Raw genomic sequence first — 22595 nt, forward strand, 5'->3', positions numbered from 1 at the left:
ATGAGCTTAAAAGTTAGTAGATTAAATTATGCGGCGATATTTGGTCCAACAGGAGGAGATAAAGTTCGCTTAGGGGACACAGAAATCATCATTGAGGTCGAGAAAGATTATGCATACTATGGTGATGAGGCAAAGTTTGGGGGCGGTAAAACTATTCGTGATGGTATGTGTCAATCTTCGGTGCATACGCGTGATGAAGGTACATTGGATTTAGTGATTACAGATGCGATTATCATTGACCACTGGGGTATTGTAAAAGGTGATATCGGGATCAAAGACGGAAAAATCGTTGGTGTAGGTCGTGCTGGTAATCCGGATACGATGGATAATATCACACCAAATATGATTATTGGTGCTTCGACTGAAGTGCATGGTGGTGCTGGATATATTGTCACTCCAGGTGGTATCGATACACATATTCACTATATCAGTCCTACCCAAACAGAAACAGCTTTATACAGTGGTATTACGACTATGATCGGTGGTGGTACTGGCCCTGCTGATGGTACGAATGCGACAACGGTAACACCAGGTAAATGGAATATCCGGAAGATGATGCAAGCAGTGGAGGCTTTACCGATGAACTTTGGTTTCTTCGGTAAAGGTAATGTGGGTACAGAACAACCGATCGTCGAGCAGATCGAAGCGGGTGTACTGGGAGTGAAAATTCATGAGGATTGGGGCGCTACTCCTGCTACTATTGACCGTGCGCTTTCTGTAGCCGATAAATATGATGTGCAGGTAGCGATTCATACCGATACGTTGAATGAAGCTGGATTTTTAGAAGATACGATGGCAGCGATCAATGGTCGTGTCATCCATACTTTTCATACGGAAGGTGCTGGTGGTGGTCACGCACCGGATATCATTAAATCGGCGATGTACCCGAACGTATTGCCTGCGTCTACAAACCCGACTCGTCCGTTTACGAAAAATACGATTGACGAACATCTGGATATGTTGATGGTGTGTCACCATTTAAGTAAAGATATTCCTGAAGATGTTGCTTTTGCGGATTCTCGTATTCGTCCTGAAACGATTGCTGCGGAAGATATTCTACAAGATCGAGGTGTTTTCAGTATCATGAGTTCTGATTCTCAAGCAATGGGCCGTGTGGGTGAGGTGATTCTCAGAACATGGCAAACTGCGGATAAGATGAAGAAACAGACTGGTGCACTTCCAGAAGATGAGGGTACCGGAAATGATAATTTCAGAGTTAGACGTTATGTGGCTAAATATACGATCAATCCTGCCATTGCACATGGTATCTCTAAATACGTGGGTTCAATCGAACAGGGTAAAATAGCGGATATGGTGATCTGGCGCCCAGCTTTGTTTGGGGCTAAACCTGAAATGATCATTAAGGGCGGAATGATTATCGCTTCGAAAATGGGAGATGCTAATGCTTCTATTCCTACTCCTCAGCCCATCATTTTGCGCACGATGTATGGTGGTTATGGTAAAGCATTGACGGAGACTTGTTTCAACTTTGTTTCTAAAATTTCAATTGAAAAAGGAATTAAGGAGGAGTATGGACTAAATAAAACATTACTACCTGTGGAAAACTGTCGGAATATCTCCAAAAAAGATATGATCCACAATGATGCTACTCCAGAAATCATCGTGAATCCAGAAAACTATGAAGTGAGTGTCGATGGTGAGGTGATCAAATGTGAACCGATTGATCAGGTTGCTTTGGGACAATTGTATTTCTTGTTTTAACATGATCGCTAATTTTTATGGTGTGACACTAGGTCACACCATAAATTGTGAATAAATAATAATGAAAAATTTGAAACTATTATTAGCAAGCTGTTTAGCAATAGCATGCTTTTCGATACCATCTGCCTACGCACAAAAAGGTGGTGTTATGCTTTATGGTTCATTCAACTACCATGAAACTGAAGCAGGTCATCAGCTCAGTGCGGCACCACTGGGGATCGGTTATTTTTTTAATGATAATATGAATGTGGGGCTGAACTATGGTTTCAGTACTTCGAAAAATAAGGCATTGGATTTTACTGATCATTTTCATGAGGTCGGACCATTTTACAGCAATACTTGGCCTCTAGGTAAATATTTTAATTTAATCGGTCAGGTTGAGGCTCATTATATATGGGGAAATGAGCATGTTGTTAATGCTGGAGATGTGATGACGGACGGTAGCTATAACGGCTACTTGCTAAGAGCTTATCCTTTGGTGGGTATTAGCTTGGGTAAAGGTTGGGCATTAAAAGCAAAGGTTGCAGAGCTTTCTTATAAGAAGAAGCATAGTAAAGATGTTTCTATACCGAATGATCATGAAATTATCACTGGCATCAATGGTTCTACGGTTGGTCTTGGGATATCAAAAAATCTATTTATTAAGGGATAATAATGATTATTACAGAAATCACAAGAAATATCAAAAACGAGGTGGTCAATAAGCGTTGTGATCTGCTCATGATTGAATGGTACGAATCTACCAAACGTATTCAACGTTTGCGTACGGAGGAGGGTATGGATATCGCCTTTAAATTATTGGGAAACACTTCGCAATTGCATGATGGAGATATTCTGTACGAGGATGCTGACAAAATTGTTGTCATCGCCATCCGTGCTTGTGATGTGATCTGTATAGAAATGTTGAATTTTTTGGAGATTGCTTTTATAAGTTGTGAAATCGGAAACAAGCATTTGCCCTTATTTGTGAAGGGCAACGAATTACTGATTCCTTTTGAGCGAACGATGAAAAGCTGGCTGGATAAGCAAGGTATTTCTTATACACTTGCCTCTCGCCAATTACTGCGTCAGTTGAATGCTCATGTCGATGCAAATTATCATCGTCGGCTCAAATCTTCAACAAAGGGGATCCCTTTATTTATTAAAGCATAAAAAATATGGAAAATAAATTTCTAGGTAAGCTTCTTCATTTGTCAGATCCCACGTTACCGATTGGTGGATTTACACATTCTAATGGATTGGAAACCTATGTGCAAAAGGAGATCGTGCATAATAAAGCTACCGCGGAGTCGTACGTGAGACACAATTTGTGGTATAACTTGAAGTATAATGATGCGGCTTTGATGCGCCTTGCTTATGATGCTACCCGCAATCTTGATATCGATCTGTTGCGGTCTTTGGATGAGGAGTGTACGGCATTGAAGAGTCCGAAGGAAATCCGTGAAGCGAGTAAGAAATTGGGTGTGCGCTTGTATAAGATTTTTTCACGATATCAGCAGCAACCGATATTGATTTCTTGGGGTGAATTGATTAAACAGAAGAAAGTGGATAGTCATTACTGTTTGGTGTATGGTATGTTGGCAGCTTTACTTGACATCCCAATCCGGGAAGCCTTGCATGGCTACTATTATAATGCCGCCATAACGATGGTGACCAATGCTGTAAAATTGGTGCCTCTTGGACAGTTGGATGGTCAGGATATTTTGTTTTATCTGCACGATGATCTGATGACTTTATGTGATGAAACGCTGGAAGTGGATCGTGATCTGATCGGTCTTTGTAATGTTGGATTTGATATCCGCTGTATGCAGCATGAACGGTTGTATACACGGGTTTACATTTCTTAATTAAATATGAACAAATGGAAAATAGAAAATATGTTAAGATAGGTGTGGGTGGTCCAGTTGGATCTGGAAAGACGGCACTGTTGGAGTGTTTATGTAAACGTTTGAAACATGAATTGAATCTAGCGGTTATTACCAATGATATCTACACGAAGGAGGATGCCGAATACATGGCTAAAAACAGTACGTTGTCTCCAGATCGTATTATTGGAGTAGAGACGGGTGGTTGTCCGCATACAGCTATCCGTGAGGATGCGAGCATGAATCTGGAGGCTGTGGAAGAACTTGCTGAGCGCTTTCCAGATCTTGAATTGATCTTGATCGAGAGTGGCGGTGATAATTTGACTTCAACTTACAGTCCTGATCTTGCGGATATCACCATTTTTGTGATCGATGTGGGTGAGGGAGAAAAGATGCCCCGTAAAGGTGGACCGGCGATTACCCGTTCAGATTTATTGCTGATCAATAAAATGGATTTGGCTCCTTATGTTGGTGCTAGTCTGGAGGTGATGGAGCATGATGCTCGTAAGATGCGAAAGGGGGCTCCCTTTTTATTTTCGAATTTGAAAACAGGAACGGGATTGGATGAAATCATTGGATGGATCAAAAAATATGCATTGCTGCATGATGTAGCTGAACCTAATTTATTGCGTTAATATGATCTGTTCTTTAAATATCAACGTTGCCCATCGTGAAGGAAAGTCTTATCTCAAGGATGCTTATGTCACACAGCCTTTTCGTATCGTTCCGGTAGGACAATACAGGAGGGATAAAGGGGCATACTTGATGATTATGAGTTCATCACCGGGGTTACTGGATGGTGATGATCATCGGATCCAAATTAGGATAGATCCTGGTGCTAAATTGCAATTGCAGACCCAAGCGTATCAGCGTCTTTTTCATATGAAAGGTAAATCGGTACAAAAAACAGAAGTGACGCTCGGCGAAGGTGCGGTGTTTTCTTTTGTTCCGCACCCTATTGTTCCTCAAAATTCTTCTCATTTTCTCAGCCATAATATTATCCACATGCAAAAGAACTGTCACCTCATCTTGAGTGATATCGTGACTTGTGGACGGAAACTGTCGGGAGAGGTTTTTGAGTATAATCATTTTCAGAACCTAACCCAATGTTATGTAGATGGCCGACTGATATTGAAAGATAATGTGCTTCTGCAACCCGACAAAATGCCGATACAGGATATCGGGATATTGGAAGGTTTTACCCATCAGGGAACATTTATTTATCTCAATACATCAGGGAAAGCTGTTGGGGACTGGATCGAAAAATTCCATCAGCAGTATGAGCATCTTACGGATATCGAATTTGGAATCAGTGCGCTACAGCAGGATGGGTTTATGATCCGAATATTGGGTTATGGTGCCGAGCAGTTGTTTACTATTTTTCAGGAGATCCAGCAGGAACTGTGGGATGCTGAACTCCTTATTTAATTATTTTAATGGGGCTATATTTTAGTCTTATCTTATCAATTTATCTCAAAATGAGGGATCAAGTTTTAGCTTATATAAAAGCTTTTTTTAGAGGTTTCGGACAGATCATGTTGCAGGCTAATGCTTGGACAGGCATATTATTTATCAGTGCTATTTTATATGACTCGACTTTGATGGGTACGGCTGGTATATTGGCCAATATTGTCGGATTCGCAACAGCGAAAATCTTAAAATACGATGAAGAGCATATCAATAATGGATTATTTGGTTTTAATGCTTCTCTATTTGGTGTCGCTCTGGTTTTCTATTTTGAGGCCAATATCTGGATCTGGATGACATTGATTGTTGGTTCCATGTTGACCACTCTGATGATGGGTTTTGCGCTCAAAAGAAATTTACCTGCTTTTACATTTCCTTTTATAGCAATAACGTGGATTTCACTCTATATCTTGAGTATTCCACAGCTTGCTATGCCTACCGTATCACAACACTTTGTGGATATCCAAGAAATGGATGATTTCTTGATCGAGGGACATGCTTTCGGGCAAGTGATCTTTCAAGGAAGCCTGATTGCGGGATTGATCTTTTTCCTTGGGGTATTTATGAGCAATCCGATGGCTGCACTTTATGCTTTCGCAGCGGTGATCATCAGCATTTACCTATCTCATTATGGTCATGAATCGGAAACGATGATCAGCAACGGAACGTTTAGCTTTAATGCTGTACTCTGTGGTATTGCTTTAAGCGGTACTCGTGTACGGGATGGATTATATGTCCTTATTGCTGTCGTGATTGCTACTTATTGTGATCATGTGCTCGTGCACTATGGCTGGACAACACTGACTTTTCCTTTTGTAGTGGCTATGTGGGCTATGGAACCTGTTAAACGTCTGGATAAATGGATTGTGGGGTGGTTTGAAGAAACGTTTAAAAGCAGATTATCATAAAAATAACAAATGCTAGCTACTATATAAGCTGATCAATGGTGGAGTCGCCATTGGTCAGTTTGTACGGGTATAAAACAGATCAATGTTCATAAAATAAAACTATTTATCGATGAAAAAAACGCTTTATAAAATATTATCCTTACTCTTCCTTGTTATCAGTCCATTTTTATTACTTCATGCTCAGATTAGTCCTCCTGGATTGGGAAAAGCAAAAACGGCCTCCTGGTCTGCCATTGGTCTTAAAAGGCAACTGGATAGTACTGGTACGAAAGAAGCTTTGACTTACCTCGGCCTAGGAACCAAAAGTACACCTGATGATTCCAATCCTTTTCATAAACAAGCTATTTTTGTACTCAATCATGAGGTCTATCACAAATTTGCTAAGAACCAGCAATATAGTTATGCGTTGAGCTATCGTCGTCAGGATGTATATGATGCAGATGCTCCTTATCATGGTGAAGGAGTCGAGCAGGAGTTTCGCTTGTATGGCCGCTATGCTTATACGTTCAGATTCGGTGAGCGCTGGAAATGGAAAAATACAGTTAGACAGGAATTTCGTAAATTCTTTACTGCGGATTTTAAGAAAGCAGAGGAGAATTTTCAATTGCGAACTAGACTTAAAACACAGGTGAATCTGAAGCTTTCGGATAAGAATAAACAGGAACTTGCGTTTAGTGCTGAGGGCTTGTTTGCGGTAAGTAAAATGTATGAGCCGAAAGATGAATGGTCAAAATTTGCTTATAAGGAATCGCGTTTGGCTTTATATTACATGACGGATATCCCGAATACTCCTTTGCACGTGGATGTAGGATATATGAATGATTTAATTAAAGGCTATCGTCAAGCAGACTTTGGTGTTCATTATCTCGCTGTTGATCTGATCTGGAACCTTCCTTATAAAAAGAAACACTAATCGGATAGAAATTTATGTTTTCGATAATCACTGGGTGAATAACCGGTGACTTTCTTGAATAAACGGGTAAAGTAGGAGGGTGATTTATATTTCATTTCAAATGCAATGCCTGCAATATCCCTGGTAGCATCCTGTAGTAATATCTGGCTATGTAGGATACTGATTTCATTGATCCATTGTTTAGGAGGTTTATTGGTTGCTTCTTTCACACATTTGTTAAGGTAGTTTTCCGATATGTGCAATAAGTTGGCATAAAATAAAACATTCTTATGATCGGTGTGAAATTTCTGTACGAATTCTCTAAATCGAAATGCAATATCCAATTGTCTACTCATCGGTGCTTTTACTTCATAATCGGTTTTAATTATTTTTAACAAGACACATTGTAGCATCGATACACAGATTTCCATGACCTTTCCTTCGGTAAAAAGTTCTTCCTCTAAGAGTTCAAGCATTTTTTGGATCCATACAGAAACATGTTCTGAAAGAGGAGTAAAGGGATGTGAATTAAAAAATCGGATATCATTGATACCTAATTCAATATCTGTCACGATTTCATTTTCATAAACGATAAAAAAACCTTCGGCGTCATCAGAGATCGCTAACGTAGCGGTAATATTTCCTTGTTTTACATTAATCACCTGATTTTCTGCTAATGTATAGGATCCTGACTCGAGATGTTGTGTCAAGGTTCCTTTGGTTACAAAAATTAAAAAATTGAAGGTGGTACGGTATGGGATAACGGGCATGAGAATACTCCGTAGGTAATTTTCGATACGGTAGACTTGTATTTTGCTTTCATTGAAGAGATTATGCTCGGTTACATCAGGCAAAAAAAGCTTTTTGTATTCGTAATTGTTGATAATCTTAATCGACGATTTCATAGTGCTATTTCTGTAAAAAACCTTTTCATATGATGTTCATGAAAGAGATGGTGTATGTACAAATATACGATTTAGCGACCTAATTTACAGTGTAATCGTATCGATAAAATTTGTTTTAGTTTGAAGTGCTACGATATAATGGAGATAAAAAAAGCTCCAAATACTTGGAGCTTTTTTCTGTTTATTGTTTTTATTTGAGTTGATATTTTATTTTTTTTGAAAACGCATCATCGCAATATCCCCCATGATCAAAGTCAATGTAGTTCCATTGACATCGAATGAAGTGATTTTGCCTAGTGTGCTGAAATAAACGCTTTCTCCAGAGCCCTCACATGCCATTTTAGTCGATGCTAATGGACCAAAACTAATGTGATTATTTTCGGTTTTAAATGTACCATTGTAATTATTGCAGCTACTATTTCCTGATACTTTCTTTGTACTTAGATCAAATGTGATCGTAGGTTTTTCATTTGGATATAAACCCTTGAATGCAATACGTGGTCCAGAGATATAATCCAGTTCCCAAGTCCCAGCTAATGCTTGTTCGCCTTTTTCAGGTTTGATAAGTGTAAATTTAGCTAAGGTCTTACTACCTTTATTCAGACTCAATATTTCTCCAGCAATGGTGTAGCTATCTACAGCAATAATAGCTTTGGATAAGGATTGTTCGATATCAAATTCCGGACAAGCCATCATGGTAGAGATACCTTGTTCGAATTTAATTTTATTTTTTCCTACGCTATTTACTACTCCACCTAGCGTATTACAACCTGCATTGGCAGCATATCTGTTATCTTCAAATTGTAAGTAGGGAACGCGACCATTTACTTTTGCGGGTACTGTCTTGCCATCTACTTCGATTAATTGCCACTTGTTTCCTTTTAGCTGTATCACCTCTGCTGATGTTTCTTTATTCGTATTATTCTTGTAAATGGAACAACTGCTTAATCCCACGATCAACGTCGCCATGATTAAAATCTGATTGAATTTCATCTTTTATCTTTTTTGATATGTTTGTTTAACAATAGTTAGAACGTTTGGTTTGAACTTATGCTACATTTCATACAAAAAAAGAGGAAACCTGAATAGGTTTCCTCTTTCAATCAGCGATATAAAGTTCGCTATTATTTTTTATTTTGTTGTGCTTGACGCATCGCTTCTTCCATTCTTGATTGGAATGACGATTTTTTTTGCACTTTAGGATTCTTTTTATTGTCTTCTAATTTAGCTAAGATCTTATCATCATTAACCATTGAACGGATGATCAATTGTGTTAAGAAAGTAAGGATTGCACTCAAGAAGTAGTAATAGTTTAAACCTGCAGGGAAACTATTCAAAACGAAGAAGAAAATTAACGGCATAATATAACCGATATATTTCATCTGTCCTGTAGCACCTGAAGTTGCATTGTTATACCAAGTCGTCAATAGTGTAGTTAAGGTCATCAATACACACATTAAAGATACGTGATTCACGCCAAAAATTGGTGAGAATGAGAATAAGGTATCGTATGTCGACATGTCTTTCATAAACAGGAAGCTTTCTCCTCTCAGTTCGAATAAATTCGGGAAGAAGTAGAAAAAGGCAATTGTAAACGGCATCTGTAATACCAATGGAAGACAACCTCCTAATGGATTTACACCAGCTGTTTTATACAATTTCATTTGCTCCTGCTGTAGTAATACGGCATTGTCTTCACCGACCTTAGCTTTGATTTCATCCAATTGTGGTTTCAACACACGCATCTTTGCCATGGATAGGTAAGATTTGTATGTCAATGGTGATAAGACCAGTTTTAACAATAATGTCAGTACTAGGATCACGATACCATAGCTCAGGTGGAAATTGTCCAAGAAATCAAATACAGGTACAGTAATGAATTGGTTGATCCAGCGCATCGGTCCCCATCCCATATTGATGATCTTGTGAAAATCATGTCCCTCTGCTTTCAATGTTTTATATTGATTAGGGCCGAAAAAGAAATTTAACGAATAACTATTATCTTTTTGGGTTGCATAATCAAGGCGTGCTGTTGCGCTATAAAGTTTAACAACGTCGGCTTCGATTGTCGTTTTTACATTTACATCTGCTGTAGAGAAGCCTGTTTTGCTGGAAAGGATGTTGGAGAAATAGTGTTGCTTGAATGCAATCCATTCTACTTTTTCTTTAAGCTCTTTTTCTTCGTCTTTTGCTTCTGATAAATGATCTACATTACCTGCTTCTTTAAAATAGATGGTAGATTTTTGACGTTCAGAATCGATATTTTGTTCTTTCTGTAACAAAATTGTCTCCCAATCTAAAGCAATCGTTTTTTGATCGATCTTGTTTTGAATACCTTTTGTGTTGATATCAAGACCTAGGTTGTAACCATTACCTTTTATCGTATATATATATTCAATATACTGATCAGCTCCATAAGCCAATTGTAATTTAATCGATTTTGAATCTTCACCTGAAACTTTTACATCAGCATCTTCTGATGTGAAAAATAAATCATTGGTATTGATGTTCTCACCAGCGACATTGAATTTTAATCCAAATCTATTGTGGTCACCTTCGAATAATACTAATGGCTGGCCATTAAAATTTGTTTCACCTTTGAGTTGTACAGATTTTACACGACCACCTTTCGAACTTATTTTGGCGATGATTTTATCATTTTCTACGGTAATGATTTTTTCAGTTCCAACTTTTGTTGCTCCAAAAGGAAGTTTCAATGCTGCAGAATCAAGAGGTTTGGCCGCTTGTGCTGCTAGTTGTTGTGTATTCGCTTTTGTCGAGTCTGCCAAAGGCGCTAAACCTTTTTTAACGCGTGCTAACGAATCTTGTAGAACTTGTTCTTTCTTTATTTCTACTTCGGACGGTTTCATCAAATAAAATGAACCGGCTATGATTCCGAACATCAGAAGTAAACCAATAAGGGTATTTCTATCCATTTTTTTAAATTAAACTTACTTAATTGTTTCCTGCTTTTGTATCTTATTTTTCTTATTTGACAAAGCAGCGGCTACAAAGCTAACAAAAAGTGGGTGAGGATTTGCAACAGTTGACTTTAATTCTGGATGAAATTGTCCTGCCACGAAAAAAGGATGGTTTTTCAGCTCTACAATCTCCACTAAACCTGAAGTTGGATTGATACCTGAAGTAATCATACCTGCTGCCTCATATTGCTCCAAATAGTCATTATTGAATTCATAACGGTGACGGTGGCGCTCTGAAATTCTTGTTTTGCCATAAATGGCATATGCTTTTGTTCCTTTTTTGATATCACAGTCATAAGCACCCAAGCGCATGGTACCGCCCATGTTGGTGATATTTTTTTGATCTTCCATCAAATTGATTACTGGATGTGGTGTATCTGGATTCATTTCTGTGCTATTTGCATCTTTTAAACCCAATACATTACGACCAAATTCAATAACTGAACATTGCATACCTAGACATATACCAAAGAAAGGAATATTGTTTTCACGAATATATTTGATAGCCGCTAATTTTCCTTCTAATCCACGTTCTCCAAAACCTGGAGCAACGAGTACACCATCCATTTCTTTTAATTTATCCTGAACATTCTCATCATTCACACTTTCTGCTGCAATGTATTTTAATTTTACTTTACATTCATTGGATGCACCTGCGTGAATAAAACTTTCAACGATAGATTTGTATGCGTCTGGTAACTCCACATATTTACCCACCAAACCGATGTTTACTTCATTTGTCGGATTTTTTAATTTACCTAAGAAAGCCTTCCAGCTATCTAAATCAGGTTCATTTTTGTTCGAAAGTTTCAATTTAGCAAGAACGGTCTTGTCCAATTGCTCTTTCAACATATTTAAAGGAACGTCATAAATAGTTGGTGCATCAATAGATTCAACGACAGCATTGATGTTGACATTGCAAAACAAAGCTAATTTTTTGCGAATCTCTTGTGTCAATTTATGTTCTGTACGACATACTAAAATATCGGGTTGGATACCGTATTCTAATAATGTTTTAACGGAGTGTTGTGTTGGTTTTGTTTTTAACTCACCGGCTGCAGCTAAGTAGGGTACTAATGTTAAGTGTATAACAACAGAATCATGTGTGCCCAATTCCCATCTCAACTGACGAACAGCCTCGATGAATGGTAAAGATTCGATATCCCCTACAGTACCACCTAATTCTGTAATAACAATATCGTAATTTCCTGTTTCACCCAATAAACGCATGCGGTTTTTGATCTCATCTGTAATATGGGGAACAACTTGTACTGTTTTTCCTAAATATTCACCTGCACGTTCTTTTTGGATTACAGATTGATAAATACGTCCTGTAGTCACGTTATTGGCTTGTGAGGTAGGGACATTTAAGAAGCGTTCGTAATAACCTAAATCAAGATCTGTTTCAGCACCATCTTCCGTTACGTAACACTCACCATGTTCATATGGATTTAATGTTCCTGGATCAATGTTAATGTAAGGGTCAAATTTTTGAATCGTAACCTTGTAGCCACGTGCTTGGAGAAGTTTAGCAAGAGAGGATGCAATAATACCCTTCCCTAACGACGAAGTAACGCCGCCCGTAACAAAAATATATTTAGTCATATCAATAATGGATTTCAAAATATAAGGCCTAAAATGGCCTAAATATCTGCTTTATGTACGGGATACAAAGATAAGAATATTTGTGGAAGACAACGTTTTTTTTGTCTTTAATTTTTAAAAATTACTTTTTCTTATCATGCCACTGTTGGATTTATACTTTCTTCTAGTTTAATTTTGATCTGAATTTCATGAAAAAGTCCTCGAAATATTTTTTCGATAGATGTGCTGTAAGAAAGGTTCCTGTTATCACCAAAACATAGAAAATTAGGAAGCTGAGTTGTGAATCGAGTGCCAATAGGTACTTTTTTCCTAAGTGAATAACGGCAAATATCACGATCATATGATACATGTAGATCCCATAGGATATTTTCCCACCATAATCTAGAAATCGACTGCTAAATAAAGATGTTGTGTTTAATTTTACTCCAATATATAGGATAAGGTGAAGAAAGAGGGCATTAAGAATGATATAAGAAAAGACCCAATGCTCAAAAATATCGTATCCAATTAATGCCGTACAGGTATTTCTGAAAAAGAAATATACAAAAAGCAAGGCAAATAAAAGATAATTGACCAGGGCATACTTTTGATACCATGCTTGCAAGTTTAGGGTCGTACGGTATAAGAAATAAGCCCCAAGAGCCCCTATTGCCATAGATTCGAAGGCAAAAGTTTTAATGAGGTGTATGATTAATGGGTCGGTAATGATGTTGTTGAAACAAAGAACCAATAATAGGATCTTGATTAGAAATACGCTTATAATTAAAGCGAGCTTATTATTGATCCATTTAAATAAGGGAGCCCATATCATATAAAACCATTCTTCAACACCGATGGACCATAGAGGTTCCAATAGGTGCGAACCATATTTAAAGGTAACGAGACTGGGTAAAAATAGAATAAACAACAACCAAACTTGTCCTAGGGTATAGGGGAATGCATAGTTGATATGTAAGAACTGAAATAGAAAGGGAAAGATAACGATGCCTATGACAACCAATAAAAAATATAAGGGCCAAATGCGGATCACTCTTTTGAGGTAGAAATTTTTAATAGATATCGTGTTTTTATGATCTTTTTCTTTTAGCAACAAATAACTGATCAAGAAACCACTCAATACGAAGAAAAATTTGACAGCTGTGGTTCCATTTTGAAAAAAACTGAAATGTTCATAGCTAATGAAATCATTTTTTGCACGAATCACTTCTCCATGGTGAAAGATGACAAGCAGTGCTGCAAAAAAACGGAACGCATTTAGATTTGGAAAAAAAGATATATTCTTATACATTGTTGCCGTAAAAATAGTAATATTAGTTTATTTTCAGGTGTTATTTTTGTTCTTACAAATGGGCCTAACAGCCTTTTAAACACGATGTATTTGATATGAACAGCATATTTTTTAGGATTGGGACACCCTTGAACCGTTGAAGGTACACTTTCGTATTTCTAAAGTATACTAGTAAAGATCAAAATTACCTCGGCTATCTAAGGATACCTGAATTTTTTTTGAATGTTTGTCCATAATTTTCATACTATAGCTCTGCTTATCTTTATTTATATCCAAAGTGACTTGAAAATCTTTTAAAGCAGGTAATAGGTATTGATTATACAGCGAAAGTGTAGTCAATTGATCACTATAGCGACGATTTTCTTTTTTAAACAATTGTTGTAAATAATGGATATTCCAAGCTAATTTGGTGACAGCGTAACTATCTGGAAGTGCTGGTTCTTGCTCTTGAGATTGTTCTACAAATTGTAGATATCCCCATCTCTCAGGATAGTGCATATTAATTAAACCGATGGGTGACCATACCCAATTGTCTTCTGGAAGGATTTTATTGTTTTCTTTTTTTCGACTATAACGGTTATTGTTGATGTCATGTTGCCACTGCACGCGCGAAAAGTTGCATAACCAATAATCATCTTTTTTTGGCATCGGAGAGTTTCCGAAGGCGTAGAGTGACTGATGTGGAATGGCAAATTCAACGGACCAGAAAGAATCGATATCGTGTGGATTGTTGAGCGAGCCATGGATATGTACGGCTGATTTTAGGTTTTTTACGTCCCAGTGTGTGATGGCTTGTCCGCCGAAGCGATAAGGTTTTGGTAGCATCAGATCAAAGATCGTATTTAGGGGATTGACTTCTATTTCATAATATTCCGCCTGTTGAAGGTTTGGTTTTAAAAATATTTCAAAGTCATTGTTGAGATAAATAATCTCGTCGTGCTGATCAATATCTCCCCAGATATGTGGCTCATATAATTTTGCATACACATATAGATAAGTGGAGTCCCAAAGCATTTTTACTTCGGTTTTATAGGAAGGTTTTTTAAAGTCACCGCCTTGTATATCTTCAAAATTGTTGATGGTCTTTGCTTTTGTCCAACTTTTTTCATCGTCTTTACCATCAATTGTTAGAGATTCGGTCGTTTTGAGGACTGCATAAGTTTTCGGAATAGATTGTAACGCTAAAAAATCTTGAATAGCGTTTTGAGCATAACTGTTATAAAAACAGCATAAGAATAGGAGACTGAAAATAGATTTGTTCATAATATACTTTTCTGCCCATAAGATAAACTAAAAAGATTTAGCATGAAAATGATTTTTGACATGTAAAGAAAATGTTGCTCATATTTAATGAGCTGCGGTAGTTTAGAGCTTGAATTGATTGGGGTTGAGACAGCGGGTTATACCATCCAAAAAAATAGGTAGACCAGTGGTCGAATGATACCTGATCATGTTTTTTAACCAAAAATGTCTTAGATTGAGTTGAAATAGGAGAAGCTAGAACCTCAGGTGTTACGATGTAAAAGTAGGAAGGGAAGAAAATAAAAAAAGGCATTTGAATTAATTCCAATGCCTTTTTTTATACTTGCGTAGTCGTGATTAGATTCTTTTAGATTTAATACGAGCAGCTTTACCAGTAAGACCACGTAAATAAAATAATTTAGCGCGACGTACTTTACCGTAGCTGTTTACTACAATTTTTTCAATGTTTGGCGAATTTATAGGGAAGATACGTTCCACACCAATGCCATTTGAAATTTTGCGTACAGTGAAAGTTGAATTAACACCTTCGCTGTTCAATTGGATAACCACACCTTGGTAAATTTGGATACGCTCTTTATTTCCCTCGCGAATTTTATAATGAACGCTTATGGTGTCTCCTGCTTTAAATGCGGGAACTTCATTTTTGATTACCGCTTGTTCTTCTACAAATTTTACTAAATCCATGATTTTGAGTAATTAAATACGATTATTAGCCTGTAAAAATCGGAATGCAATATTACAGCTTTTTTTTTACTTTAAGAAATACTTTTTTCAAAAAGATGTAAGCTGCCTTAGTTTGTTGCAAAGATAGAAAAACCCTTTTAATATTTAGACCCCTAGGCTTGGATATATGATAAAAAGTTTTGCACATCCTGATTTTGATCTTTCCACATTTTATTAAATGTGGATATGATATTTTATTTCTCAATAAATCAGCTCTTTAATGAGGGAAGTGAAAAATAGTGTTGATACATTGAAAAATCGCTGTATATTTGCATCACAATAAAAAAAGGTGATACCTTTTCGGGGTGTAGCGTAGCCCGGTATCGCGCCTCGTTTGGGACGAGGAGGTCGTAGGTTCGAATCCTGCCACCCCGACAAAAGCCACTGATTATCAGTGGCTTTTTCTTTTTTAGACATTTTTCGGACAAACTTAATTGTTTTGGGGCAGTTTCAAAAGCTGTTGACCAAGCAAATAATCTAGTAATTCTGAACATCAATACTTCATGTCACCCCCTTCTATAAATAGGCTTCTTGAGATTTTTTATTCTTGCATGGAAAGATTCAACAGATGCATGTCCGATTTTGTTGTCGAAGTAGTTCCGTATGTTCTTGTGGTGTAATGGTATTGTGCTTGCCAAAGCGTTAAGGATTTAAAGCCTGCCTTTTCTACTTTTTTGATCCATCGTGATAATCGGATAAATCTGTGCTTCTTGTCCGTGGTTGTGCTGAATATCCAGGAAAGCTCCTGAGAATGCCTATATGTTTTTTTTAATATTTAGATGATCGTTCCAGCAGCATCGTTACCCTTTTTCCGCTGTTATACTGTCCACCCCTAAGAGCAATGATTATCCCCCCCCAGCTTTCTGATAAAAAAGTATCAATACCAACACTTTCTCCTATTTCTGTTAAAATATGAGCATGAGTTGGTAAAATTCGATGGAAATACTGTCTGTCCAAACACTAATTTTGGTCTATCAGAGTACAACTAATCAATTTAAGAAATACTATAATCGGCCTGATAGATTGGTATTTATATCGTGCTGTCCGTGCAAAATAGATGAAGTGACTGAACCTATGAAGAGCTGAATTACACCTGTTTAATAAATTATGAATATGTATGAAAATCCACCAAAAAAAAACCTATTTGGTATTTTAGTATTGTTGCTATTATTGTGCCAGCAGCTCAATGCGCAACAACAAAGAACGATAACTGGAATCGTTAAAGATGAAAAGGGAAAACCTTTGTCTGATCTGAGTATTGTGGAAAAAGGAATGGGAAATGCCTCCAAATCTGATGCTGATGGTAAGTTTTCCATGAAGCTCAAATCGGCAAATCCGACCTTGGTATTTAGCTATGTTGGCTATCTTAAGCAGGAGAAGCTACTAAGTGCTGGTGAAAATACGCTGCGGATCACGATGCAAGAAGATGGTACTGGGCTAGATGAAGTAGTTGTGATGGGGTATCAGGATGTGCAGCGTCGAAAGACAACCGGAGCGATCGCTACGGTAAAAGGTAAAGATTTTGAAAATACTCCTTATGCAACTTTTGACGCTATGTTACAGGGGCGTGTAGCTGGATTGACGGTATTGAGCACATCGGGCGAGCCAGGGACCAATAACATCGTTAATATACGCGGAACGAGTAACTTGGGATTGGCGGATAATGTCTTGCAGGCACCTTTATATGTGATTGATAATATCATCTACGATGTTAGTGATATTCAAGCAGCATATGGTAATACAAGTCCTTTGCAGGCTATAAACCCCAACGATATTGAGTCGGTCGATATATTAAAAGATGCATCTGCTTCGGCCATCTATGGTGCACGTGCTGCAAATGGAGTCATCATCATTAAAACCAAACGTCCAGCGCATGGTAAGCCTGAGATACGTATCTCTGCATACAACGGCGTTTCAAATCGCCCGGCGATGAAACCGATTACCGTAGGAGCTGCGGAAAGAAGAATGAAGATGAACTTACTGTATAATGGAGGAGCGTATGACTGGTTCAACAACGGATCGATTAGCCAGATGTTGACCGATAGTTTGAATCCTTCCTTTAATAATAATGTCGATTGGCAGGGACTTTTTCTGCAGTCTGCCAATATCAATAATGTGAATATGAGCATTGGCGCGACCATGGAGAAATTTATGTACCGTTTCTCTGCACAACGGTATTATGAGCAAGGGGTGATGATGGGATTTGAAAATGAGAACTTAACTCCTCGCTTGATGTTACAGGCCAATCCGACAGATAACTTCCAATTTGAGACCAATTTATTTGCAGGTTTTACAAAAGCTAAACACGGTTCTGGCGATGATCAGAAATACCCGTTCAGTACTTGGGGATTTCCTTCTTCTTTATATGAAATTACCGATGTTGAAGAACGGATTTATACTGGTCGTTATGATGGAATGATGGATCGCGACAACTCCTTCAGCCTGAATGGTAACTTTGCGGCTACACTTAAAAAATTTCTGATCAATGGGCTTACTTTGCGGTCTCAATTTTCATTCAACGTAAATAACAATACACGCGATCTTTTTCGTCCCAAACTTCTGACGGGAAACCGCAACTTTGCTCAAAATTGGGTTAATCAAAATAAACGATGGGAGTGGGAGACTTATTTCAACTACATCAAAAGTATTCGGAATATTCATAACCTAAGTGCAGTTTTAGGGACTGGTATCGAGCGTAATACCTCCAACAATAATTATATGTATGGATATAGTGATAATGGGGATTATGTGAAGACAGTTACCGGAATTCCTCCAGGATCCGATCTTTATGCTGTAACATCCATCAGTGAACGATCAAGGGTATCATTTTTCGGGCGCTTTGGATATGACTATAAGGATAAATACTTGGTTTCGGCAAGTTACCGTATGGATGCTTCCTCACGCTACAGTAAGGACAATCGGTGGGGTATTTTTCCTTCGATCTCGGCAGGATGGGTACTTTCGGAAGAGCCATTTTTTCAGGAAGTAAAAAATGTGGTGTCATTTTTTAAATTGCGAGGTAGTTATGGGTTGACTGGGCGCGATCCAGGATCGGTATATGCACGTTATAATACGTTGACATTTGATGCCTCCTACAATGGTTCGGTACTGGACAATGGTATCGAAGGTTCGTTATTGTCTTATAATGGTGTGCGAACCACCTATCCCAACTACGGTTCACCAGCGACGTCTGCTACTATTAAATGGGAACGGTCACCACAGCTAAACATTGGTTTTGACATGAATCTATTGCACGATCGGCTGACCGTGACATCTGATTTTTATATACGTGACTCAAAGGATCTGGTCTATGACCTGATGATGCCGATTACATCAGGCTATAGTAGTATCTCGAACAATTTTATTAGTGTCAGAAACAGTGGTGTCGAACTAACGCTTGTATCCCGTAATATGGCACCTGGATCGGCATTCCAGTGGACTACAAACTTCAATATTGCCTATAACAAAAATTACGTGACCAGCTTGCCTGATGGTGGAAAGGAAATACAGGTGGGCCCACCCTGGATGCAACGTGCATTGAATGTTGGCCAGCCTATTTTTCCGTTCAAGGTCTGGGATGTCGATGGAGTATATGCGACTAATGCTGAGGTACCTATAGATCCCCTGACCGGAAGAAGAATTTATCATTTCAATCAAAGTGTTCCTTATCAAGCTGGAGACCCTAGACGTAGGGATGTCAACGGTGACTATGTGATTGATTATAACGATAAGATTGACATGGGAAATCCCAATCCTGATCTTGTGGGTGGATTTATTAACCAGTTTTCTTATAAAAACTTTAGCCTATCTACGCTGATAAGTTTTGTTGTTGGACGTTCTTTATGGAATGGTTATTTATCCGATAAGTTGCAGGATGCAGGATCTTCGTCTTTATATAATACATGGGGAACTAATTCTGCGATTGCTGGGGATTTCAAATCTAGTGATTTTTGGATGAAAGAGGGTGACCAGACCAAGTTTCCGAATTTGTTTCGCAACACGGTGGACAACTGGCATATTGCCAACAGTACTTTTGTAGAAAATGCCAGCTTTGTGCGTTTGAAAAATATACAACTGAGCTATACGTTTCCACAGGCAATGATACAGAAACTTAAATTGAAAATGCTCCGCATGTATGGCGTGGTCGATAATGTGGCAATTAAGTCGTGGTCCTCAGTACCTGATCCTGAAGCTGTACAAGCCAATGGTTATTCAACAGGTAATGGCTATCCGATCCCAAAAAAATGGACGATAGGTTTAGATGTAACGTTTTAATCGTAGTCAACTCCGTCTGACCGATGGAAATAAAATTATTTACAGATGAAAAGAAAAATATTGTTTTTGATGCTGACTTCACTGTTGTATGTGGCATCCAGTTGCTCTAAGTTTTTGGATATTGAGCCTGTCAGCTCTGCTACAGATGAAAACTTTTGGAAGACGCAGGCCGATGCCAACGATGCAACGGCATCAATATATGCACTTTTGCGTAAGGCACTAAATCAGGCGAGTGGAACAGCCTTTTATGCGTATGGTGATCTATTGACTGACGAATTTACCTCTTCTTCGGATCAGGATTTTGCTCCGATTATCAATATGCAGCTGAATACGCCTGTGCCAGCGGGTGAATCCTTTAGGCCTATGTATCCACTACGTCGTTATGACATCTTCTACCAGGTGATCGATCAGGCTAACCGAGTGATCCAGAAACTCCCTGAGATGGATGAAAGCTTGTTTGATGACTTATCAGTACGTGATTATTATATCGGTGAAGCGTATTTTATGCGCGCATTTGCTTATTTCTATATGGCAAGAGTATGGGGAACTGTCCCTATTATAACAGAGTCCGTGGCGCCAATCAATGCAGTCAACCTTGCCGTGAGTCGAGAAAGTGACGTGTTGGACCAGAGCCAAGCAGATCTGACCAAGGCTTTGACCTTGCTTAAATGGGAGAATATTGATAAGAATGATTTTGCGGTACGTGGCAGTATGGGAGCTGCGCTTGCACTGCAGGCACATCTAAGTGCCTGGAGAGGAGAATATCCCGACTGTATCCAAGCTGCAGAATCCGTATTGGAAAGTGGTCTCTATTCTTTTGTGGGTAGAGACAGCATCGGGTACCGGAGCATTTATCAGGGGAAATCTAATGAAGGAATTTTTGAAATCTCACAAAATGGAGTAAATGAGGGTTCGAGGAACGGAATAGGTTATTACACCTTGGCAGGACCTTACTATCGTATCCTGACCGATCCATTCTTTAGAATCAGTCAGGATTATATTAAAAATCTATTCAAAGACACCAAAGACAAGCGTTTTAAAAGTGTATTTGATGTGGAATATAATAGCAACTACGCGCTTTGTACCAAATATGCAAACGTCAGATATTCCAGTACCACTTCCAATGCTAATGCCGTATTTAAAAATAACATGGTGATCTTTCGGTATTCGGATATCAAATTATTGCTGGCCGAGGCTATGGCGGCCATCGGTAATAATGGTGCTGCGGAGACCATCTTGAATGAAATCCGTACACAAGCAGGATTGTCTGCTTACGACAAGGACGAACCACTAATTCAGGCGATCTTTAATGAGCGTGCACGCGAACTATTTTTAGAAGGGCACCGCTATTACGATTTGGTGCGACTATATAAGCATTTTGGTGTGTTTAAATTTCCAGAAGGCAAAATGAACCAATCGCAATTTAATGCAAAAAAATATTTTTGGCCCTTTGATCAAAGCTTGTTAGACGCTAATCCTATGCTTAATCAGACGCCATTCTGGGGAATGGTAAATATGTAATCCACTATCAAAACTTGAAATAAATGAAAACCTTATATCAATTAGCCCTACTGCTGTTCTTTGGCCTGACCATGGTCGCCTGTAAGAAGGCAGCGTACCTTACGGATGACGGGATCCATGTAGCTGAAGTGAATTTGTCTACTTATGACTACCTCGCAGCACATCCCAACGGGATGTTTGACACCTTGCTTTTGGTTATTGACCATTTTAAAATGAAAGATGAGATTAACCAGGCGAAAACATTTTGGGCACCGTCGGATTATTCTGTCAATCGGTATTACAAACAAAAGGCAGACTCTGTGAAGTTTGTGGATGAAAATGCACAATATTCTTTTACCCAATTTTTAAATGAAATTCCTGTTGATTCAGTCCGAGCTTACATCTATAATGATGCAGCCTATAATCTTGAGACAGCAACGACGAGTTACAAGGGGATTAGTAATTCGGGTAATTTTAATGGTTTTGTTTATCATAAACAAAAGCAAGGCAAAGCTGCCTGGTCTTCGCAGCCTGTCTATTACTTGTACTACGTTAAAGTACGGGGCGAGGCAGATCAGATTGGACCTGATGGTACCGTCACGGTCAAAGAAGATGATCAGTCAGATGTGCGTGTACGCTGTCAGACCACAGGTATCAGGACATCCTCCGGTACCATGCTCAACGTATTGGCTAATACCCACACTTTTATTGGTGATTTTGTGCCACGTCTACTTACAGGTCCCAAGATTGTGGAAAATGAGGCTGAAATTACGTTTGATTATGATTTGACTATCAAATATGATGCAGTCAGTTATACAGGAACTGCCGTGGATCTGTTATTGCCGCGTCTGGCCCGTTTTTACGGGATTCAAGCGAATCAGATTTCATCACTTGTGGGCAAAGATATCACTTACTATGCTGTTGAACCCAATGGTACATTAAATCCGAATAGTACCGCGAATGCACCGGGAAATTGGTTTGATTCAAAAGGTCAAACCTGCTTTTGGGGTACGGATGCACGAGTGGTCTCGGAGTTGGCTACTACGGCTGCAACAGGTGTCATGACCTTTAATATCCTGCAATATCCAGGACAAGCTGCCGTGGGTACAACCTATACCATAAAACAAGCGCTCGTGTATAAATCGAAATCAAAAGGCGACCTGAAAGCTGTTTTTGTTTTCCACATTAAGATCAAATAAAT

General features: G+C 38.5%; 19 protein-coding genes and 1 tRNA gene. 12 read left to right on the plus strand and 8 right to left on the minus strand.

The window, feature by feature from the left end; genetic code table 11:
• The 8 genes from ureC (at nt 1) to B3P23_RS05545 (ending at nt 6875) form a co-directional block, all read left to right on the plus strand.
• Nucleotides 1-1722 (plus strand): urease subunit alpha, encoded by a 1722-nt coding sequence (gene ureC, locus B3P23_RS05510; RefSeq protein ID WP_094771386.1) that lies wholly within the window; start codon nt 1-3, stop codon nt 1720-1722.
• A gap of 61 nt (nt 1723-1783) precedes the next feature.
• Nucleotides 1784-2374 (plus strand): hypothetical protein, encoded by a 591-nt coding sequence (locus tag B3P23_RS05515; RefSeq protein WP_293925003.1) that lies wholly within the window; start codon nt 1784-1786, stop codon nt 2372-2374.
• Nucleotides 2375-2376: 2 nt separating this feature from the next.
• The gene (locus tag B3P23_RS05520) at nt 2377-2874 is read left to right on the plus strand and encodes an urease accessory protein UreE (RefSeq protein WP_293925004.1); all 498 of its coding nucleotides are present in this window, start codon (nt 2377-2379) and stop codon (nt 2872-2874) included.
• A gap of 5 nt (nt 2875-2879) precedes the next feature.
• Nucleotides 2880-3569: an urease accessory protein UreF gene (locus B3P23_RS05525; RefSeq protein ID WP_045755018.1), complete on the plus strand. Its 690-nt coding sequence runs from the start codon at nt 2880-2882 to the stop codon at nt 3567-3569.
• A 14-nt stretch (nt 3570-3583) separates the two neighbouring features.
• Nucleotides 3584-4222 (plus strand): urease accessory protein UreG, encoded by a 639-nt coding sequence (gene ureG / locus B3P23_RS05530; protein ID WP_045755017.1) that lies wholly within the window; start codon nt 3584-3586, stop codon nt 4220-4222.
• A 1-nt stretch (nt 4223) separates the two neighbouring features.
• Nucleotides 4224-5015 carry an urease accessory protein UreD gene (locus tag B3P23_RS05535; protein ID WP_293925005.1) on the plus strand — a complete coding sequence of 264 codons (792 nt, stop codon included), beginning with the start codon at nt 4224-4226 and terminating at the stop codon, nt 5013-5015.
• A gap of 50 nt (nt 5016-5065) precedes the next feature.
• On the plus strand, nt 5066-5962 hold the full coding sequence (locus B3P23_RS05540; RefSeq protein ID WP_293925006.1) for an urea transporter: 897 nt from the start codon (nt 5066-5068) through the stop codon (nt 5960-5962).
• Nucleotides 5963-6071: 109 nt separating this feature from the next.
• Nucleotides 6072-6875, plus strand: a complete 804-nt coding sequence (locus B3P23_RS05545) for a DUF2490 domain-containing protein (protein ID WP_293925007.1) — start codon at nt 6072-6074, stop codon at nt 6873-6875.
• Here the strand turns inward: B3P23_RS05545 and B3P23_RS05550 are convergent.
• The 7 genes from B3P23_RS05550 to rplS form a co-directional block, all read right to left on the minus strand.
• A complete protein-coding gene (locus B3P23_RS05550) occupies nt 6872-7759 on the minus strand; it encodes a helix-turn-helix domain-containing protein (protein ID WP_094771390.1) in 888 nt (295 codons plus the stop codon). The genes B3P23_RS05545 and B3P23_RS05550 overlap by 4 nt on opposite strands.
• Before the next feature lie 207 nt (nt 7760-7966).
• Nucleotides 7967-8752: an META domain-containing protein gene (locus B3P23_RS05555; RefSeq protein WP_293925008.1), complete on the minus strand. Its 786-nt coding sequence runs from the start codon at nt 8750-8752 to the stop codon at nt 7967-7969.
• Between the two features lie 131 nt (nt 8753-8883).
• Nucleotides 8884-10695: a membrane protein insertase YidC gene (gene yidC, locus B3P23_RS05560; protein WP_293925009.1), complete on the minus strand. Its 1812-nt coding sequence runs from the start codon at nt 10693-10695 to the stop codon at nt 8884-8886.
• A 15-nt stretch (nt 10696-10710) separates the two neighbouring features.
• Nucleotides 10711-12345 carry a CTP synthase gene (locus B3P23_RS05565; RefSeq protein WP_045755010.1) on the minus strand — a complete coding sequence of 545 codons (1635 nt, stop codon included), beginning with the start codon at nt 12343-12345 and terminating at the stop codon, nt 10711-10713.
• Between the two features lie 163 nt (nt 12346-12508).
• Nucleotides 12509-13633 (minus strand): acyltransferase family protein, encoded by a 1125-nt coding sequence (locus B3P23_RS05570; protein ID WP_293925010.1) that lies wholly within the window; start codon nt 13631-13633, stop codon nt 12509-12511.
• 168 nt (nt 13634-13801) lie between these two features.
• Nucleotides 13802-14896, minus strand: coding sequence for a carbohydrate-binding family 9-like protein (locus B3P23_RS05575; protein WP_066852724.1), 1095 nt, complete (start codon nt 14894-14896; stop codon nt 13802-13804).
• Between the two features lie 336 nt (nt 14897-15232).
• The gene (gene rplS / locus B3P23_RS05580) at nt 15233-15580 is read right to left on the minus strand and encodes a 50S ribosomal protein L19 (RefSeq protein ID WP_094771394.1); all 348 of its coding nucleotides are present in this window, start codon (nt 15578-15580) and stop codon (nt 15233-15235) included.
• 340 nt (nt 15581-15920) lie between these two features.
• On the opposite strand from rplS, the gene B3P23_RS05585 reads away from it, so the two are divergent.
• Nucleotides 15921-15994, plus strand: a tRNA-Pro gene (locus B3P23_RS05585).
• 131 nt (nt 15995-16125) lie between these two features.
• Here B3P23_RS05585 and B3P23_RS21460 read toward each other — a convergent pair.
• Entirely contained in the window at nt 16126-16257 is a 132-nt protein-coding gene (locus B3P23_RS21460; protein ID WP_411028114.1) for a transposase, read from the minus strand.
• 469 nt (nt 16258-16726) lie between these two features.
• Between B3P23_RS21460 and B3P23_RS05590 the strand changes: the two genes are divergently transcribed.
• The 3 genes from B3P23_RS05590 to B3P23_RS05600 are packed head-to-tail and all read left to right on the plus strand — an operon-like array spanning nt 16727 to nt 22593.
• A complete protein-coding gene (locus B3P23_RS05590) occupies nt 16727-19894 on the plus strand; it encodes a SusC/RagA family TonB-linked outer membrane protein (RefSeq protein ID WP_293925011.1) in 3168 nt (1055 codons plus the stop codon).
• 45 nt (nt 19895-19939) lie between these two features.
• The gene (locus tag B3P23_RS05595) at nt 19940-21415 is read left to right on the plus strand and encodes a RagB/SusD family nutrient uptake outer membrane protein (RefSeq protein ID WP_293925012.1); all 1476 of its coding nucleotides are present in this window, start codon (nt 19940-19942) and stop codon (nt 21413-21415) included.
• Nucleotides 21416-21438: 23 nt separating this feature from the next.
• Nucleotides 21439-22593: a DUF4859 domain-containing protein gene (locus B3P23_RS05600; protein WP_248755763.1), complete on the plus strand. Its 1155-nt coding sequence runs from the start codon at nt 21439-21441 to the stop codon at nt 22591-22593.
• The last annotated feature ends 2 nt before the right edge of the window (nt 22594-22595 follow it).

The sequence above is a fragment of the Sphingobacterium sp. UBA6320 genome, assembly GCF_002440335.1.
Classification (GTDB): domain Bacteria; phylum Bacteroidota; class Bacteroidia; order Sphingobacteriales; family Sphingobacteriaceae; genus Sphingobacterium.

What these genes read in the sequence shown, in the direction of transcription:
- ureC (WP_094771386.1), top strand. Translation starts at nt 1, where the DNA reads ATGAGCTTAAAAGTTAGTAGATTAAATTATGCGGCGATATTTGGTCCA.
- B3P23_RS05515 (WP_293925003.1), top strand. Translation starts at nt 1,784, where the DNA reads ATGAAAAATTTGAAACTATTATTAGCAAGCTGTTTAGCAATAGCATGC.
- B3P23_RS05520 (WP_293925004.1), top strand. Translation starts at nt 2,377, where the DNA reads ATGATTATTACAGAAATCACAAGAAATATCAAAAACGAGGTGGTCAAT.
- B3P23_RS05525 (WP_045755018.1), top strand. Translation starts at nt 2,880, where the DNA reads ATGGAAAATAAATTTCTAGGTAAGCTTCTTCATTTGTCAGATCCCACG.
- ureG (WP_045755017.1), top strand. Translation starts at nt 3,584, where the DNA reads ATGGAAAATAGAAAATATGTTAAGATAGGTGTGGGTGGTCCAGTTGGA.
- B3P23_RS05535 (WP_293925005.1), top strand. Translation starts at nt 4,224, where the DNA reads ATGATCTGTTCTTTAAATATCAACGTTGCCCATCGTGAAGGAAAGTCT.
- B3P23_RS05540 (WP_293925006.1), top strand. Translation starts at nt 5,066, where the DNA reads ATGAGGGATCAAGTTTTAGCTTATATAAAAGCTTTTTTTAGAGGTTTC.
- B3P23_RS05545 (WP_293925007.1), top strand. Translation starts at nt 6,072, where the DNA reads ATGAAAAAAACGCTTTATAAAATATTATCCTTACTCTTCCTTGTTATC.
- B3P23_RS05550 (WP_094771390.1), bottom strand. Translation starts at nt 7,759, where the DNA reads ATGAAATCGTCGATTAAGATTATCAACAATTACGAATACAAAAAGCTT.
- B3P23_RS05555 (WP_293925008.1), bottom strand. Translation starts at nt 8,752, where the DNA reads ATGAAATTCAATCAGATTTTAATCATGGCGACGTTGATCGTGGGATTA.
- yidC (WP_293925009.1), bottom strand. Translation starts at nt 10,695, where the DNA reads ATGGATAGAAATACCCTTATTGGTTTACTTCTGATGTTCGGAATCATA.
- B3P23_RS05565 (WP_045755010.1), bottom strand. Translation starts at nt 12,345, where the DNA reads ATGACTAAATATATTTTTGTTACGGGCGGCGTTACTTCGTCGTTAGGG.
- B3P23_RS05570 (WP_293925010.1), bottom strand. Translation starts at nt 13,633, where the DNA reads ATGTATAAGAATATATCTTTTTTTCCAAATCTAAATGCGTTCCGTTTT.
- B3P23_RS05575 (WP_066852724.1), bottom strand. Translation starts at nt 14,896, where the DNA reads ATGAACAAATCTATTTTCAGTCTCCTATTCTTATGCTGTTTTTATAAC.
- rplS (WP_094771394.1), bottom strand. Translation starts at nt 15,580, where the DNA reads ATGGATTTAGTAAAATTTGTAGAAGAACAAGCGGTAATCAAAAATGAA.
- B3P23_RS05590 (WP_293925011.1), top strand. Translation starts at nt 16,727, where the DNA reads ATGAATATGTATGAAAATCCACCAAAAAAAAACCTATTTGGTATTTTA.
- B3P23_RS05595 (WP_293925012.1), top strand. Translation starts at nt 19,940, where the DNA reads ATGAAAAGAAAAATATTGTTTTTGATGCTGACTTCACTGTTGTATGTG.
- B3P23_RS05600 (WP_248755763.1), top strand. Translation starts at nt 21,439, where the DNA reads ATGAAAACCTTATATCAATTAGCCCTACTGCTGTTCTTTGGCCTGACC.